At 56.0% G+C, this 15,627-nt stretch carries 20 protein-coding genes and 2 pseudogenes; 11 read left to right on the top strand and 11 right to left on the bottom strand.

All coding sequences use genetic code 11. The features are described 5' to 3' along the window. Window positions 1-493 precede the first annotated feature (493 nt). From PH547_RS32890 to PH547_RS32880, 3 genes and pseudogenes are all read left to right on the top strand, one after another. Window positions 494-1,402 (top strand): hypothetical protein, encoded by a 909-nt coding sequence (locus PH547_RS32890; RefSeq protein WP_260305956.1) that lies wholly within the window; start codon window positions 494-496, stop codon window positions 1,400-1,402. Window positions 1,403-1,538: 136 nt separating this feature from the next. Continuing rightward, on the top strand, window positions 1,539-2,036 hold the full coding sequence (locus PH547_RS32885) for a YciE/YciF ferroxidase family protein (RefSeq protein WP_285170404.1): 498 nt from the start codon (window positions 1,539-1,541) through the stop codon (window positions 2,034-2,036). Window positions 2,037-2,120: 84 nt separating this feature from the next. Then, window positions 2,121-2,426: pseudogene (locus PH547_RS32880) on the top strand (catalase); the annotation flags it as partial. A 126-nt stretch (window positions 2,427-2,552) separates the two neighbouring features. Here PH547_RS32880 and PH547_RS32875 read toward each other — a convergent pair. After that, entirely contained in the window at window positions 2,553-2,798 is a 246-nt protein-coding gene (locus PH547_RS32875) for a hypothetical protein (protein ID WP_285170403.1), read from the bottom strand. Window positions 2,799-3,166: 368 nt separating this feature from the next. On the opposite strand from PH547_RS32875, the gene PH547_RS32870 reads away from it, so the two are divergent. Genes PH547_RS32870 through PH547_RS32850 form a run of 5 tightly spaced genes read left to right on the top strand, consistent with a single transcriptional unit; the run spans window position 3,167 to window position 5,655 of the window. Next, on the top strand, window positions 3,167-3,547 hold the full coding sequence (locus PH547_RS32870) for a hypothetical protein (protein ID WP_104825298.1): 381 nt from the start codon (window positions 3,167-3,169) through the stop codon (window positions 3,545-3,547). Next, a complete protein-coding gene (locus PH547_RS32865) occupies window positions 3,544-4,761 on the top strand; it encodes an Nramp family divalent metal transporter (protein ID WP_285170402.1) in 1,218 nt (405 codons plus the stop codon). Before PH547_RS32870 ends, PH547_RS32865 begins: the two co-directional genes overlap by 4 nt. A gap of 1 nt (window position 4,762) precedes the next feature. After that, window positions 4,763-5,128, top strand: a complete 366-nt coding sequence (locus tag PH547_RS32860) for a hypothetical protein (RefSeq protein WP_285170401.1) — start codon at window positions 4,763-4,765, stop codon at window positions 5,126-5,128. After that, the gene (locus PH547_RS32855; protein ID WP_104825295.1) at window positions 5,125-5,439 is read left to right on the top strand and encodes a hypothetical protein; all 315 of its coding nucleotides are present in this window, start codon (window positions 5,125-5,127) and stop codon (window positions 5,437-5,439) included. Before PH547_RS32860 ends, PH547_RS32855 begins: the two co-directional genes overlap by 4 nt. 42 nt (window positions 5,440-5,481) lie before the next feature. Then, entirely contained in the window at window positions 5,482-5,655 is a 174-nt protein-coding gene (locus PH547_RS32850; RefSeq protein ID WP_104825294.1) for a BA14K family protein, read from the top strand. A 68-nt stretch (window positions 5,656-5,723) separates the two neighbouring features. Here PH547_RS32850 and PH547_RS32845 read toward each other — a convergent pair whose 3' ends face one another. From PH547_RS32845 to PH547_RS32830, 4 genes are all read right to left on the bottom strand, one after another. Continuing rightward, window positions 5,724-6,653, bottom strand: coding sequence for a DUF3618 domain-containing protein (locus tag PH547_RS32845; RefSeq protein WP_285170400.1), 930 nt, complete (start codon window positions 6,651-6,653; stop codon window positions 5,724-5,726). Then, window positions 6,650-7,069, bottom strand: coding sequence for a phage holin family protein (locus tag PH547_RS32840; protein ID WP_285170399.1), 420 nt, complete (start codon window positions 7,067-7,069; stop codon window positions 6,650-6,652). The genes PH547_RS32845 and PH547_RS32840 overlap by 4 nt, the downstream gene beginning before the upstream one ends. 19 nt (window positions 7,070-7,088) lie before the next feature. Further along, the gene (locus PH547_RS32835) at window positions 7,089-7,649 is read right to left on the bottom strand and encodes a nutrient deprivation-induced protein (RefSeq protein ID WP_285170398.1); all 561 of its coding nucleotides are present in this window, start codon (window positions 7,647-7,649) and stop codon (window positions 7,089-7,091) included. Window positions 7,650-8,073: 424 nt separating this feature from the next. Beyond that, entirely contained in the window at window positions 8,074-8,331 is a 258-nt protein-coding gene (locus PH547_RS32830) for a hypothetical protein (protein ID WP_285170397.1), read from the bottom strand. Window positions 8,332-8,841: 510 nt separating this feature from the next. Between PH547_RS32830 and PH547_RS32825 the strand changes: the two genes are divergently transcribed. Continuing rightward, window positions 8,842-9,096, top strand: coding sequence for a DUF982 domain-containing protein (locus PH547_RS32825; RefSeq protein ID WP_350223758.1), 255 nt, complete (start codon window positions 8,842-8,844; stop codon window positions 9,094-9,096). A 353-nt stretch (window positions 9,097-9,449) separates the two neighbouring features. Here PH547_RS32825 and PH547_RS34015 read toward each other — a convergent pair whose 3' ends face one another. Together PH547_RS34015 and PH547_RS32810 are read right to left on the bottom strand one after the other, a co-directional pair. Then, on the bottom strand, window positions 9,450-9,815 hold the full coding sequence (locus tag PH547_RS34015; protein WP_483315598.1) for a DUF982 domain-containing protein: 366 nt from the start codon (window positions 9,813-9,815) through the stop codon (window positions 9,450-9,452). Window positions 9,816-10,047: 232 nt separating this feature from the next. Further along, a complete protein-coding gene (locus tag PH547_RS32810; protein ID WP_285170396.1) occupies window positions 10,048-10,353 on the bottom strand; it encodes a hypothetical protein in 306 nt (101 codons plus the stop codon). Between the two features lie 57 nt (window positions 10,354-10,410). Here PH547_RS32810 and PH547_RS32805 point away from each other — a divergent pair, with 57 nt between their 5' ends. After that, window positions 10,411-10,602: a DUF982 domain-containing protein gene (locus PH547_RS32805; RefSeq protein ID WP_285170395.1), complete on the top strand. Its 192-nt coding sequence runs from the start codon at window positions 10,411-10,413 to the stop codon at window positions 10,600-10,602. Between the two features lie 691 nt (window positions 10,603-11,293). Here the strand turns inward: PH547_RS32805 and PH547_RS32800 are convergent. Further along, the gene (locus PH547_RS32800) at window positions 11,294-11,932 is read right to left on the bottom strand and encodes a dual specificity protein phosphatase family protein (RefSeq protein ID WP_285170394.1); all 639 of its coding nucleotides are present in this window, start codon (window positions 11,930-11,932) and stop codon (window positions 11,294-11,296) included. A gap of 495 nt (window positions 11,933-12,427) precedes the next feature. Between PH547_RS32800 and PH547_RS32795 the strand changes: the two genes are divergently transcribed. After that, window positions 12,428-13,441 carry an ABC transporter substrate-binding protein gene (locus tag PH547_RS32795; RefSeq protein ID WP_285170393.1) on the top strand — a complete coding sequence of 338 codons (1,014 nt, stop codon included), beginning with the start codon at window positions 12,428-12,430 and terminating at the stop codon, window positions 13,439-13,441. A gap of 406 nt (window positions 13,442-13,847) precedes the next feature. Here PH547_RS32795 and PH547_RS32790 read toward each other — a convergent pair whose 3' ends face one another. The 3 genes and pseudogenes from PH547_RS32790 to PH547_RS32780 all read right to left on the bottom strand — a co-directional run. Further along, complete coding sequence (locus PH547_RS32790) at window positions 13,848-14,273, bottom strand: hypothetical protein (RefSeq protein ID WP_285170392.1); 426 nt, start codon at window positions 14,271-14,273, stop codon at window positions 13,848-13,850. Between the two features lie 74 nt (window positions 14,274-14,347). Continuing rightward, window positions 14,348-14,845, bottom strand: coding sequence for a histidine kinase (locus PH547_RS32785; RefSeq protein ID WP_285170391.1), 498 nt, complete (start codon window positions 14,843-14,845; stop codon window positions 14,348-14,350). 546 nt (window positions 14,846-15,391) lie between these two features. Then, window positions 15,392-15,627: pseudogene (locus PH547_RS32780) on the bottom strand (nucleotidyltransferase family protein); the annotation flags it as partial.

Below are 15,627 nucleotides of genomic sequence, written 5' to 3'. Positions count from 1 at the left end.
GCTCCCGAAGAAGGATCCTACTCACCGACTTTGCTGAACCCCATCCGCCTGCTGCAGGTTTGCCGGATGTTATCCGTGGTTCGTTTCTCGGTTGCGTAGCCATGATGAAGATCCTTAATTCCCACAAAGAACCAACGACAAGCTCTTCTGTTCCCTGTCGGCGATGACAGCCGATGGCAATGGCCTCAGCCGAGACCGCCGCTAGAGATCGATGAGCATGTAAGGCTTGCCGGTGGGTCTCTCGATGTAGGCCGCGACAGTGAAAAACCGGCGCTTCGGCGGCTGTGCTACGCTCATCGTGTTCACTCCAGCCTGATGACGATTACAGGTCACCGCCAAAGGATGCAGGAACAAAACACAACCCTCAGAGTTTGGATTTCCGCAAATCTTTGTGGAGGTTTTTCAAATGGGTCGCGGCATCCTACTCTGGCTTCTCGGCATACCGTTGCCGATCGTCATCCTACTTGTTCTGTTCATGCGTTAGGAGGCTGTCATGTCTCCACGCGAAGATACGTCGACGGATATCCTACCAATCGAATCCTCCAGGTCCGCCCTCGCCTGGGGGCCGATTATTGGCGGCGCCGTTGCGGCGACGGGTGTCACGCTCATCCTCCTTCTACTCGGATCGGGATTGGGTCTGACAATGGTATCGCCGTGGTCCGGCGAGAGTAGTTCCGCAGCCACTATTGGCGCGACAGCGGCGATCTGGCTCGTGGTCGTCCAATGGCTGTCCTCCGCTCTCGGCGGCTATTTGACTGGACGGCTGCGCACGAAATGGACAGCAGTCCATACGGACGAGGTATTCTTTCGCGACACCGCGCACGGTTTCCTCAGTTGGGCCTTGGCCACCGTGTTCGTTGCCGGATTCCTGGCATCGTCGCTGACATCGCTTGCCGGTACCGGCGCGAGTGCCGTCGGCAGCGTCGCTAGTACCGCCGGTGTCGTGGGTGCGACGACGGCCGCTTCGAAGGAGGGCGCGGACCTCTCTACCGCCTACTTTACCGATGCATTGCTTCGGCCACAACGCGCAGGCGACCGGGCGCGCAACGACGACGGAGCGGCGGCCACAGAAGTTTCCCGCATCCTGCTTCAAGGTGCTGCAAATGGAGGAATTCCGGATGGCGATAAGGCATATATTGCCGGCATCGTTTCCGCACGGACGGGCCTGTCCGAAACAGATGCCCGTGCTCGGGTCGATACCGTCCTGAAGCAGATCAATGATGCCAAGGTCGCCGTTCAGGCCGCCACCGACAAGGCAAGGAAGGCGGCTGCAACAACAGCGCTCCTTGGATCGCTCTCGCTTGTGATCGGGGCGTTCATCGCCGCGGCGGCCGCCGCTCTCGGTGGAAAGCAACGCGACGAGGAGGAAGACCTGCTGGTCACGGACCGCCGCACAGTTTGACGCCAACCGAAGGCGCTCCGTCACATGCGAGCGCCCTCTGCCAACAGCTTGCAACGCTCTGACCCGAGACACCTCCCGGAACATTCAGGTGCTTTCCATGTTCGGTGACGACGCAATCAGGCGCCAGGAGGATCTAATGGCTACAGAGAAGACGCTGAACGACTTATTCCTTGATACCGTTAAGGACATCTATTTTGCCGAAAAACAAATCCTGAAGGCTTTGCCGAAAATGGCCCGGGCCGCCCAGCTCGAGGAAGGCAAGGCAGGATTCATGAAGCATCGTGACGAGACGCAGGCCCAGATCGAACGCCTTGATCAAGTGTTCGAACTTTTGGGCAAGCCAGCCCGCGGCAAAACCTGCGAAGCGATCCAGGGCATCATCGCCGAAGGTGAAGAGATCATGGAAGAGTATAAGGGCACGAAGGCTCTCGACGCTGGGCTCATCTCTTCGGCACAGGCGGTCGAACATTATGAGATCGCGCGCTACGGCACATTGATCGCATGGGCCAAGCAGCTTGGCCTCAAGGACGCCGTGCCGCTCCTGCAAGCGAGCCTGGCTGAAGAAGAGGCCACGGACAAAAAGCTGACGCAACTTGCGCAGTCCGCGGCCAATCCTAGAGGCAAGGCCGCCTGAGACCAACGCAGGTCTCACAAAAAGCCGCTCGACGAGCGGCTTTTCCACGTAGCTGCTTCACATATTACCTTACGGGATAACACCATGGCCAAGAGGACCTCTAAGGCCGCCGGACGTGCTGTCGCCACAGTTCATGACCAAAAACTTTTTCGAGATGAAGGAGGCGAACTTCATCAATTTGCGGAAGATTGGCAACCGGTCTTGACGACTGCTCAGGGCGGTCCAGTTGCCGATGATCAGAACAGCCTGCGGGTCGGGGCACGTGGTCCTGCTCTTATCGAAGACTCTCATTTAAGCGAAAAACTCTTCCATTTCGATCACGAGCGCATTCCCGAACGCGTCGTCCATGCGCGCGGATATGGTGCGCATGGTTTCAGCGCGAAGTACGACCCCGCAAAAGGAAGAGGGTGGACCGCGCAGGTGGCAACAGGGCTGGCAGGAAGGGACTAAATCTACGCGATCCACCTATCAAACCAACGTCCCTGTCTTAGGTTCCCGCTCGAAATAAATAGCGATTTAGCCTCGATATTTGCCTTCGTTCATATCCGCGGGATCGTAGTTCAGATCCCAGTCCTTTTCCGGTTTCTTCTCGGCAGGCGGCCTCTTGTTCATCGTTGCGTCGGCCGATCCAGTAATGACCTTCGGTTTGGCGCTAGCGACGCCGTTGTTGCGGCTTTTCTTAACGAGCCGGCGATATTGGCCCCTCGCGTCCTTGCGGATTTCGGCCGCATCGTTGTTACCAGGATTATCCGATCTGGACATTTGTTATCTGCTGCCGCTGAACTCTGTTGTGATGAGGTGGGCCATCCTTCAAACATTCAATCCGCACCTATTTGAGCAAAGCGTCTGGTGCCGATTGGTTCCTAGTCCTTCGAAGATTTCGTCAGAATTCCAGGGCCGTCGCGCGCGAGGATGAACTGCCCGCGTAGGTTCAGAACTCACGGTTCCGAAAGGACACGGAGATCCCTGAATCTTCATCGGCATCACGTTTCTTCATCGATCCCTCCGCAGGCCACAGGGCTTGAATTCTCACGGATCGAGAGGCTTCAGCACTTGGCATCGGGAACCCTACAGCCGCCATTCGATTATATTACGGAGATCGAGCTTGGGCATTCCGTGAGGCCACTGTGTTGAAGCTTTTCATCATCGCCCTGCTGCTTGTGAGCATGACCGCTTGCTCGGATGAACAGCAGACCAAACGCCAAATTCGTGCGTTGCTCTCCTGGACTGCGACGGCGGACATGGCCCTGGACGGACGAGCAAAAATGCTTGTGTCGAACAGCTTTACAGCACTCACCATGGAGCGATGCGGAAAGGAGATCGGCAGCCTGTCGAAGGAGCTTCCGACCTCTCCCCAGGACTTGACCGCACTGGCTGGCCGGTTGAACACGATTATCGGTGCCACGCATGACGACATCGTCAATGACCGAATAGGTACGGTTTCGCAGCATCTCGAGGATTTGCGAGGCGTCGAAGCTGAGTTGAAAGCAAGCGCCGGAACAGCACAATGAAAAAGCTGCTGCAGATATCGCTTGGTGTCGTCACGAGCATCGGCGGCTTTCTTGAAACGGGGAATATCGCAACGGCAAGTCAGGCGGGGGCGGCTTATGGATTCACCCCTCTGTGGGCCATCGTGCTCGGGACGATCTGCGTGATTTTCCTCGTCGAAATGTCGGGGCGGTTCGCAATTGCGAGCCATTATACGATCGCCGACGGAATTCGAGCCCGCTTCGGCTCCAACATTTTTCTTCTGACGGTAGCCATAGCATTTATCGTCAATCTTCTCGTTCTTGCCGCCGAAATCGGGGGCGTATCGCTTGCACTGCAGTTTCTGACCGGAGTGAAATTTCAATGGTGGTCGTTGCCGGTGACATTTGCTGTCTGGCTGTTGCTCTGGCGAGGCACGTTCGGCCTGATTGAGAACGGCATATCGTCTTTGGGGCTGATAGCTCTGTCATTCGTCGTTGCAGTCTTCGTCATGAGGTCACCATGGGACGAAGTCGCGAAAGGCATGGTGCCGACATTGCCCCGCGAAGATCCGCTGCACTATAGCTTCATCGTCGTCGGAATATTGGGCGCCCTCATCTCTCCCTATCTCCTCTACTTCTATTCTTCGGGCGCCATCGAAGATAAGTGGGACAAGAGCTACTTCGGCGCCAACCGCGCGATCGCAATCATCGGCATGAGCTTCGGCGCGATTATCACCGCCGCCATCATGATACTGGCTGCGATGATCTATCCCGCTGGAGGGATCGAAGACATCGAAGGATATGAGCAGATTGCCATGATCCTCACTCCCGCCTTCGGAAAATGGGGGCTTTATCTCTTTGCAACGTCACTCGGGATCACCTGCTTGGGCGCGACCCTCGAAGTGGGCCTTGCGCAGGCCTATCAGGTTGCGCAGGGCTTCGGGTGGAATTGGTCGGAAGACGCAAAACCGAAAGATAACCCGGCATTCTGCCTCGTCTATACGGCTTCGCTTCTGATTGCCATGATCCCGATAGCCGTCGGCATCGATCCGCTGAAACTCACCATCTTCTCGATGGCGATAACCGCCATCAGCCTGCCGTTCGGCGTGGTTCCTTTCCTCATCTTGATGAACGACCCGATTTACGTGGGAGAACACAGAAATGGGTGGGTCGGCAACGCTGCCGTCGTCTTCATCGTCGCGATGGCATTCGTACTTTCGATTGTAACCACACCCCTGGAAATCCTCGGAGGCTGACATGTATCTTGTTCGCGATGTTCTGGATAAGCAGGTCGTCGACCGTCGGCAGACTCGCATCGGAAAAGTCGACGGGATCGTGCTCACCGCAGAAAATGGCAGCCAGCCCAAGGTTGCCTTCATCGAAATGGGGACCTCGACGCGGATCCGAAGGCTGAGCCAACGGCTGTATCGTTGGATGCTCGCCTTTTCCACGACATCGCGAGCGGTCGAAGGTCAGCATCCCTATCGGATCTCATGGTCAAAAATCACGGATGTCGGCGTCGATATCGAAGCCGATGTCGACAAAAGCGAAACGCCGCTCGAACAATCGCAGGAATGGCTGAGGCAACATATCCTTCGCTACATTCCGGGAGGACTGTCGTGACGGAGATCCACCTGGAACTCCTGCTTGGAATGCAGGTTCACGACACAAATGATCGGCCGGTCGGGCGATTGGAGGAAATCAAGGCGGCAGCCGATGGAGAAGATTTCGTCGTTGTCGAATATCACCTGGGCGCTCTTGGATTGTTCGAAAGATTATCGGCAACCACGATCGGTCATGCCATCCTGCGTCCCTTCGGCTTCAAGGAGCGGCCAAGCGGCCATATCGTGCCATGGGACAAGCTCGATCTGACGGATCTCTACCATCTGAAACTCAGTTGCTCCGTCGCCGAGCTTGAAACAAGAACTCTATGAACATGAGCTTTTCCGCAGGTAGATCCGTGGGCCGCTTTTTCTATGGACGAAGGCGCCGGGGCCGGATCATCGATATCTGCACAACCAGCCGATTGGTGTGCAAGCCGCTATACTTCGTCCTATCGTCGAGAGGACAATAGCTATCAGCCCTTCGACGGGCCACGTCGGGCAGGTCAGCCGCCTAGCGAAACGGCTGAACTCATCGCTAGCAGGTAATACTGCTGCGGTACGAAACAAACAGTCGTGGGGGAGAAGCCCACTCTTTTGCTTTTTGACACCCCAATTTACGCGGGATCGTATTTTGGGCTGGTGTCTCCCACCTTGTCTAGGACCTCTCGTGCAGTTCCGATTGCTTCGCTGGCCGCTTCAGTCGTCCTTGAGGTGATATCCCTGCGTAGCTGGTCAGAAACTTCGCCCACGGCATTGTCCTCGAACTCCGTATAAGGTAGCGCCGCTCCAATCGCTGCGCCGACTGCAAATGCGAGCGCACCGCCGACGAGCGGCTGATCGCGAAAACGCCTGAGAATAGCTTCGCTAAGCTGCCTGCTTTGATTTTCAAACGATTGCGCTGCACCTTGAACACTGCCAGCAATAGAACTTCCGGCTTGCGCAATCGACCCCGTCAGCCGGTCGGCAGAGGTATTGATCTGTCGCCAAGTGTCAGACGCCCAACCGGAAGCCTCATCGAACAACGCGCCGGCCTCGTCACGAATGTCTTGGATCTGTTTGCCGGTCGCGTCGGTAAAACCGCGATAAGCTTTCCCGCTCTGATCGACAAAGTGGCCGGCCCGTCGGCCGGCGGCGTCCGTCATCGCCCTGAAACGATTGCCCCCTTCATCCGTGAAGTTGCTATACCGTTCGCCAAAGCTTACCTCTATGGGACCCATACGTCTTATGGCGCCCGTCACGATCGCCAGAGGGTATTCCTCCTCGGCGTCACGCCGCTCGGTGCGGGCGCCAGGATTGGCGAACAGCCAGGCGAGGCTCACCCCCAGCAAAGTGACGGGAATAGGGTTGGTCCTAACCGCCTTGCCGAGATTATTGACATATTCAGCGCCGCCGCTCGCCCTCGCGTAATCGAGCAGCTCGTCTAGGAGTTGGCCGGGGGACATGCGCTCCTCGATGGCATGGAGCTTTTCCTCGATCCTCTGCCGATCCGCCTCGATCTCTCGCTGCAGCTCGGCAGCCGAGTGGGAGTGAGAATTGTCGTTCATTGCACTCTCTCCTTTACGACGTCCACGTCCCGCCGCAGCGACGTCGCCGTTCTATCCAGCTTTAGGTTGCTGCCACGCAGCGTGGAAATCCCGCGCGCTACCATTGCCCAGGCAAGGCCCGCGACGATGACGCCGACAATAAGCGCCGAAAGCGTGTCGGCATTCGGCTCAGCTATGTTCCGTGCGACGAGAAAAGCGGCTAGGCCTTTGACGGCCGCGGCCAACAACACGCCGATGGCACCGATTGCGAATATGACGCCAATGAGCAGGGTTTCGATGCCTCCCAGCGCGCGGTTCAGGTTCTCCGATGCCTCCGCCTTCGCCAGGTCGATTTCCTTGCGAAAGAGCCCGGTTATATCGGTCACTAGGCCGGCCATGAGTTCGGTCAGAGAGCGGTCATCCCAATGATTTACCATTGTCGCGATCCTTCTGGTACTACCCGTTTTTGAGGGGCTCGACACCTGCAGGCATTGAAGGAGTCGAGGTCCGGGAATCCGTCGGGCTGTTCCGACGGTGGGCTGAGGCCGTGAGCAGCCGGCTGGCTGTTAGGCCGGCAATCGCCGCGATGCCGAGAAAGGCAAGCGGCTGCCTCCGCCCGAAGTCTTCAACCATGCCCGCGATTTCCCCGAGATCACGACCCTCCATGTCGTGCGCGAAACTCTGAAGGGAACCGGCAATTTGCTTGGTGTATCGGCCGACGGCCTGTTGGTTCGATCGTTCGAGTTCGGCTCCGATTTTTTCGAATGCCGATGCGATACCGTCGAGTTGGCGTGCAGCAAGATTCTTCTTATGTTCGGCCGCGTCGCTGACGGCGGTTTTCGCTTTCTCTGTTTGCTCATCGGTAAACTGCCGTAGCTGCTGTAAATTCTGCCGGATTGCTTCCTCCGAACCGTCCGTATTCGGGTTCTGGCTCGTCCCCGCTCCTATGCCTGGGCGATCGTCTGCATCTCGAGACGTCAGATCCGCAGGGCTTGGATCATCTGATTGAATGTTCATTTCGGCTCTCCCGTAGGAATCGCTAGATCAATTCCTAACTGAGCAATCGAAGCATGGTTCCTTATTCGCAGGAGCTATTAGGACAACGTTCGCAAATGCTTACAGAGAGCCTTCTACCGCTCCGTGGAGTCGGAATAAACAAGGCGGGCGCAAGCCCTCGCCCCGGCTCACAATTGACGGCTCAATAGGAGTGGTGGACAACGGCGTGAGAATTTTTGGCGGCATTGCGCTCGGGAACGTCTGGATACCTGCTGTCGGCATGCGTACCACAGCCGAGCTCTCCCCTTGGCAACCCGGTCATTCAAGCATCCGCAATCAGCGCCATTCGGGTTGCGTTATATTGTATCGCAATCGGCAAGCCGTCACGAACAGCCCAAAGAGTTGAGAGCGTCTCTCCACTGCGCCATTTGCAAATCAACCGACCCTAGGCGGGCCGCCGTTTGGTGCGCGACCCCCTAGCAGGGCGATGGCGATCATTGATGCCGACGAGATCGACAAGCTGTTGCTCATCATGAACTCCTTCCCTGAAAAGTTCGATGATCATTGCTGCCACTAGCTCGCCTTCTTCACTTTCGCGCTCGAGGTTCCTTTTCAGCAGAATGGCATCAAAGGCGCGTTGACAGGTGTCCAAATCAATTGAATCAAGCGCCAAATCACGCTTGCTGAGATACCTGCGGATCATTCCTTTCCTGCCTCCTCTTTTGGATTTGCCGACTGAAAATGATGTAATTTTCAGCTATTAAATTTCAAGAATTTGCCGCGGAACCGGAGGCCGGAAGTATCGTTTTCAGATCAAGTACCCTAAGCCACTTACACTAGACTGAACGTCGCCCTTTTTGCCTTGGTTCTCGGCGCGATCCTCCCAGACAGATTTCCCGCCACCATACGGTGGCGGGTTCTTTGCTTGTTCGGCGCTGATGGAATCGAAGGCAAAGAGGTGCCGATCTTGGAGGATTTAGACCCGAGGGCGCTCTTGAGTTCGCAGCCGTTGTAATTGTCGCAAGGTCGGGAATCTACTTCACAGGCGAACCCTCCGCAGCTCAACTACGGCAATGTTCGCAACTGCGGAACCGGCGAGTGCGGCCGCTCTGCAGGACCAAGAAACCGCGACTTCCTGTTTTGATTTTCCTTATGCCGCCTCTCCGGGAACATAGCTCCCAGTGCTTTGTTCGGATTGCGGAGGGATATCGCTATGGACAGACACTGGTGGGACCACCCCCTGATGCTCGAAACAAGACACTTGGGTCGAGCGGTCAGGATCAATAGCACCGAACGTGCCGCCGGATTTCTTTTGAACGAGTGGCCGAAGGAGAAAACCGGAAGGGCCTATGAAGGCGCAAAGCAAGCGCTTCTTGACGCGGTTGAGGGGCGAATTAGCACCGAAGCAGCACGAAGTGCGATGATCGCGGCTGCGCGAGAGGATGGCGTCTTCGTATACGGGGAATAAGGTCAAGCCGTCTTCCCGAAAATACAGGCGAGGCAACAAGAGATTTCGCAGCCGTCAGTGCGATAGGCTTGCGAATCCTGTTGCGCGACCGACCGCATCACTCGCAAACGTACCGCCCAGCACCCGTCGATCCCAATCTCCGGGAACGGTCTGCGAATGGTACGACGCGTAGTAGTGGTGACGGGAGCAGGCTCAGGGAGGAATTGCAACCGCGCAACGGCTTATTGAAGCAGGTTATGACGAGATTCGTATTCCGCGGCCTGCGGCGACATCGGAAAGATGATCACCCTGCGCAAGCAATCTATTGAATTTACGTCGTAAAGACGAGAAGTCGCCGCTTCCTGCAATCAGCTTCACGGTATCCAGAAGGATACTATTGGCAAGCGTTGTGCGTATCCAAACAGAACGCCCGTACGGCTATATGGAGGTGACTGTGAAGCACGCAATCTGGGGACCGGCGCGACGATCAAGGCACAGGCAAAGAAGCTGACCTTCCAGCCGGCCAATGCGTTGAAAGATGCGTTAAACAAATGACAACGGAAAAGCCTTGCTCGGTCGAGCGCACCGGGACAAGTTCTCACAGCGCGCCCATGGCGCTGTTCATCTCCCAATGGCCATTCGTTTTCGAGAAAATCCAGAGCGTCATAGACGCCGGTGAAGTCGCGCTCCCAACCGCATTGGAATTGACGCGGTAGAATATCAGAATACGGCTCGTTCAAGCGAAACGCCGCCTATGCTATTTTCAATTCTGGCGGCAGTCAGTAAAAAAAGAAGCTCAGATATTATGTCCAACAAGGACGCGGCAGGGAACGCATGGCGCGGTCCCTGCCGTGCTTGAGAGCCAACTACTGATCGGCGCTGCTCTCATGCCGCATCGCGAGGCGGCTGGCGAGCATAGGGACATGCTCGCCTATCATGAAACATCCATTCACTTCATTTGTTCCCGCAATTTCAGAGATCACAGTCAAACTCGGGAAAACCGCGACGCCGACCACACTGCCCCTCCAGGTGAGAAGCGATCATATCGCGATTGGCGTGGTGTATGAGCAGCGTCTCGTAAAAGGCTGTCAGAATGTTTTCTGCCAATTCGGTGTCCAAGCCATTCATGCGAAGCAAAGTAAATTTCTGCTCCTGCTCCAGCACCTTTTGTTCGCATTCTGCGATATGGCGATCGACCGTCTCAAGGTCGGCTTGGGCGAATATCATCTCCTTGCTCTTCCTGCTGGGCTGAGTGTCGCTGGAAAGTGAAAGCGCCACATGCTCTTCTGGAACCCCGTTCAGCGATCATTAGTTTAGTATCGGGAGGATACGAAGATGACGCTGCAATGGTGGACCGTGCCGGTGACGATCGAAACGCGCTTGGTTGGTCGAGATGTTACCATCAACAGTACCGAAAAAGCAGCCGAATATATGCTGGAGGAATGGCCTGGAAGCCAAAACGGGAACTCATTCCTCGTAGCAAAACAGGCGCTGATTGATGCTCATGAGGGCAAGATTTCAACATAGGAAGCGCGCCGCGCGTTTTTGGCGGCAGCAGAAGAAGCTCGAATCTTTTTCTTCAACCAATGAGTAAAACGCGGCAGCGAACCATGGGAGCGCGGCCGTGTTTAAGAGCGTGCTGTTGACGAGTGAAAGGGGAAACGCCAAAACAGCTCTCTTGCCGCGCCGTGATAGTAGCGGCTGGCGAGTAAGGATTAGACTCGCCGGTGATCAAACGTTCACTCGCTTCATTTGTTCCTACATGGACAAATGCGTAATAAAATTACGAGTTCCGGAAAAACGGCTACCTACACCATCTCCGGCGGAAATGGCGGTGGCGGCAACGGCAACCTGCTAGCGGCGGCTCCGTTGAATATCTCGACCTTGGCTAGGTTTAGCGGACACCCCGATCACCGCGATAAGTGGGCCGCAGATTTTTGCCGCCCCATTTCAAGAGCGTAGCGCGTATCTCGTGAGGTCGCACCTGTAGCCCATAATCCAGCACCGCCCGCTCAAGGTTGGTTTGAGGACCGATTGGGTACCGTCGGTAACCAAAGTGACGTATATCTTTGACGACATGATTATGTTCTAAATTAACGATCGGTCGCACCCGCGACTGACGATTGAAACAAAGCACTGCATGGTAACTATAGCCCCTGTCTCTGACGCGGATGGGGGCTTTTTCGTTGATCTTCACGCAGCCGCGCCGGAGCAGCCTTTACCCTCCTACCATTCGGTTATTTGTGTTGGAGGGCTGTTCGGACGGCAACTCCCACGCTGTATCACTATCTCCAAACAAGCCTTCGATGTTTTCGAAACTCTGGTCCATTGGATAGGCTTGGCTGAGGACCGGGACGGAGAAATGCCCATACCGAATGGAGAGCTGCGCTTGCGCCGACGCTTCGTCCGTTTTTGCAATTGCAGCCAAATAGAGAGCAGATGCAAGGCCGGTGCGGTCGGCACCACTCTGACAATGAATAAGAAGTTGTTTCGGAGCAGCAGCAAGGATTTTTATCAAGCGCCTCATCTTCTCGGGGGACTGAACCTGACGGGCCGACATTCCGAAATCGATGTGGACGATCCCCTCACCTTGCGCCGCGGCACGCTCATTCTGGTACCAACTGTCTTGAGGGTTGGCGCCTCGCAAGTTGACGATCGTCTTTATCCCATACTTGGCCTTATAGGCGACGATCTCAGCGGCAGACGGCTGGGCGGAGCGGTAGACTTGATCGGCGATGACGACATGAAAGTTGTTGGTTGCCGCCAGAAAGCCGGCATAGCTCCCGCACGCAATGACTGCGAAAACCACAGCCGCACATATGATTTGTCGTCGCATGCCCCCGAAAAACCATCGCATACATCTGCTCCACGAAGCCCGCTGAGCCTTTAAGTAGCGCAACTTGCTGACGAGAAGCTGAAACGCTTGGTAGAATATTTCGTTCAATGACCTCGGTTGTTGCAGCTTGAAAATGACTGGCCGATCGTCGTTCGCCGAAGGACGTCCGTCTTCCAATAAAACAGGGGGACCAGCGCAGCGGCGAGGTGAGCAATAATTGAGGCCCACAGCCAATCCGCGCCTCATCCGAGGTGCCCGTCAGCCAGATATTTTCTATGACCGTGCGATGATGGAAAAGGTCGTACGATTGCCGCAGCAAACTTACCCACGCTTCGCTGCGGTCTTGTGCTTTTGTAAGATCCACCGGCGGAGGCGAGCGGGCGTGCAACCTGTGCATTGTTGTACTATTGAACTGAAAGCTTGCTGAAAGCTTCGGTCCGCTACGTTCGCATGTGGATTTCGTAGAGGACGCCGCGGGGAGCGCGGCGGGCGATATCCGTCCAGGAGGAGACTTTCATGCGTTCATCACGCGTTTTCACTTATTCCACGGCCCTGTCGCTCGCGATGGCGGCCAGCTGTCTCGGCACCACAGCCGCCCACGCCGCTGAAAAAATTTCGATCATGGTGGGCGGTTATGAAAAGCAGATCTATCTGCCGGCCAAGCTTGCGGAAGGCCTCGGCTACTTCAAGGACGAAGGTCTTAATGTCGAGCTCGTCAACGAACCCGCCGGCGTTGATGCGGAAAACGAAATGCTTGCCGGCGCTGTCCAGGGTGTCGTTGGTTTCTATGACCACTGCATCGACCTGCAGGGCAAGGGCAAATTCGTCGAATCCGTCGTGCAGTTCAGCCAAGCACCCGGCGAGGTGGAACTGGTGTCCAGCAAACATCCTGAGATCAAGTCGCCTGCCGATTTCAAAGGCAAGAGCCTTGGCGTCACAGGGCTTGGCTCCTCCACCAATTTCCTGACGCAATATCTGGCAGTCAAGAGCGGTTTGAAGCTTGGTGAATTCACTTCCGTCCCGGTCGGCGCCGGCCAGACCTTTATCGCCGCCATGCAGCAGGACGCTATTCAAGCCGGTATGACAACCGAACCTACGATCTCACGCATGGTAAAGACCGGCGAAGCTAAGGTTCTGATCGACATGCGCAGCATGGCCGGCACCAAGGCCGTCCTCGGTGGCACCTATCCGGCCGCCTCACTCTATATGGACATGGCCTGGGTCGATGCTCACAAGGAAGAAGTGCAAAAGCTCGCAAATGCTTTCGTCAAGACGCTGCGCTTCATCAACACCCATTCCGCCGCCGAGATCGCCGACAAGATGCCGAAAGACTTTTATGTCGGTGACAAGGAGGGCTACGTAAAGGCGCTCGAAAACGGCAAGGCGATGTTTACGGCTGATGGAGTGATGCCGGAAGATGGGCCGAAGACCGTTCTCGCGGTGCTCTCCGAATTCTCCAAGAATATACAGGGAAAAACGATCGACCTGTCGAAGACCTACACTACGGAATTCGTCAAGAAGGCCATGTAACCCAAATCAAACTACCCGTTTCCGCCAACGCGGCAGCGGGTAGTTCTTACATCGTGTTAAAACTGAAGGAGATTCCCGTATAGTCTCCACTTAAGCGGCTTTTGACGCGGCCGCTTGCGGGAAAGTCAATCAAGCGGCGAGTGGCAGCCATGATCCCTTCGTCGGCGGCGCATAACCAAAGTCGGCATCATCAAAATACAGGATAGGCCGCTCGACATAGACGATTTCTGGTGGTGGCGGCGGCACGTCATACTCGATCATCGAAAAAGACGAGGGCGGCTCCAGTGCTGCCTCGAAATGCACCAGACGACGGCGGAGTCCCAGACATGGGGAGCTAGAGCCTTCTCGTCACGCACGATCATCAAAGTCGCCAAAGAAGTCGAGTCCTTGCGGGCGAGAGAAAATCTTACTCCTGGTCTTCGTAGCTGTAGGTGGCACAGCTCTCGTCGTCGCTTCGCGGTGGCCTCGAACCAGTGAACACCGCGATCGCCGTGGAGCCCTCGCCGTCGCTCCACGTGGCGAGATAGGTGACCTTGCCTGCGCCGCAGAGACGGTTGCCGTTCTTCAATTCCGGATCAAGCGGCTGCGCGACGCGGTAAACCGAACCCGGCACGCGCTTACCATCGACTACCAAATTGTCCGCGATCAAATCCGAGAAGGTAAGCTCTTTGCCATTCTCGAAGGTGATCCCGGCATCATCCATATCGACGTCGCCGGTAATGCTCATGGCAGTGTTGCTGCTTGCTGAGTAATGGTCTGCCGCCATTGCGGATGAAAAGCAGGCAGCGCTGGAGATTGCTGCGAGAAACACGGTGATAAGGGTCGTGCGCATCTTGCCCTTTCGAGGTCGGGGAGCGGTTGGATTGTACTCGGGGCGCCGGCCGAGGCCGGCGCTCCGATCCGTGATCAGTCGTTGATCGGCTTCAGGGACGAGATAATCCCACTGACCGCGTCATCCTGCTTGGCCTCGTCTTCCGTCGAGCCCCAATAGGTGATGACCAGCATCTTGTGTTCGGACGGCTGCGCAAATGCGAGTTGCACATGCACCGGGCCGTCCTTATCGGTGCCGTCCCACTCGAGATGGCCGAGCTTCATGCCGTTTAGGGTCGTGTCAGGAAACTCATGCTTGCTCTTCGCATCGATATTCACGCCATTTTTGACGAGGAAATCGACGGCGTCGTCGACCGTCTTATTCATGGTTGCATCGTTTGCGATATCGATCGAAAAATAGATGGCGGAATCTGGCGAGGTTGCATCAATTCCGGTTTCAGTTTCCTTCGGTCCCCAGCTGTGCGGGATAGACACCTCAGCTATCGGCTCTTCACTTGGAAACTGCAGCGTCTCGGCATGAGCAAACATCGGAAAGGAGATCGCGACGGCCGCGACCAAAAGCGTATGTTTCATGACAGGTCCTGATTAGAAGATTAGTGACGTCGGCGTTGCGGGGCGCAACTGCCGAACGATGATGCCCCCATTATGCCGAAAATATTCCTAATCCCTGTGCAGGCGATCGGACCATTTCTGGTGCTGTTCGCAGTAATATCGTCGGCGGTCGACATACTTCTGTGACAAGGAAAGCCGGCCCCGTTCATTGCCGAGTAATTCATCAGGATGGATGAGAACGAAATCGCCGCTCGTGGTAGAGACTCAAAATTGGGTTCGCTCGCATTGGATCTAACCTCATTCCCATCGCCTGCGTGCCGCGCGGCGTCTTCGGAGATGACGGCAGCACACGTATATCCCGTCGTTTCACGTCCCTGAGCATTGGAGCGGCAAAGCTTGCCGCGCCCGGTTGGTCTAGTTTTCGGACCTTGCCTTCATCTCTTTCATTTCCGCCGCACTGAAAGGTTAGACTTTTTTTCTCTTGAGCGGACTCGAACTGTCGGCACTATATTTGTCTTCGCCACTTCGAATCAAATCAACTGCTTAGCCTTGGAATTGGAAGACGGTCTATTCTCCAAACGGAAGTTCAATTTCTTCGCGGTTTCTTTTTGCGCCCTCGGTCAGGACCGTGTTGAGCCGCTCGGCATCTTGTGCCGGCAGCATTCCCGCCCCGGTTCGAATACCTTCTCGCCATGTAGGCCCGCGCTTCCATGCTTCGTTGTAGACGAGCGCCAAGTCGGGAGATCGCCTTGTCTGCTGCAGAGCTTCGAAGAGCAGCGCAGCTTGTCGGATATCCTTCTCAC

This window comes from Rhizobium cerradonense (genome assembly GCF_030182455.1).
Lineage (GTDB): Bacteria > Pseudomonadota > Alphaproteobacteria > Rhizobiales > Rhizobiaceae > Rhizobium.
Note: the sequence above shows the minus strand (reverse complement) of the source record. Positions and strands in the feature narration are given on the sequence as shown.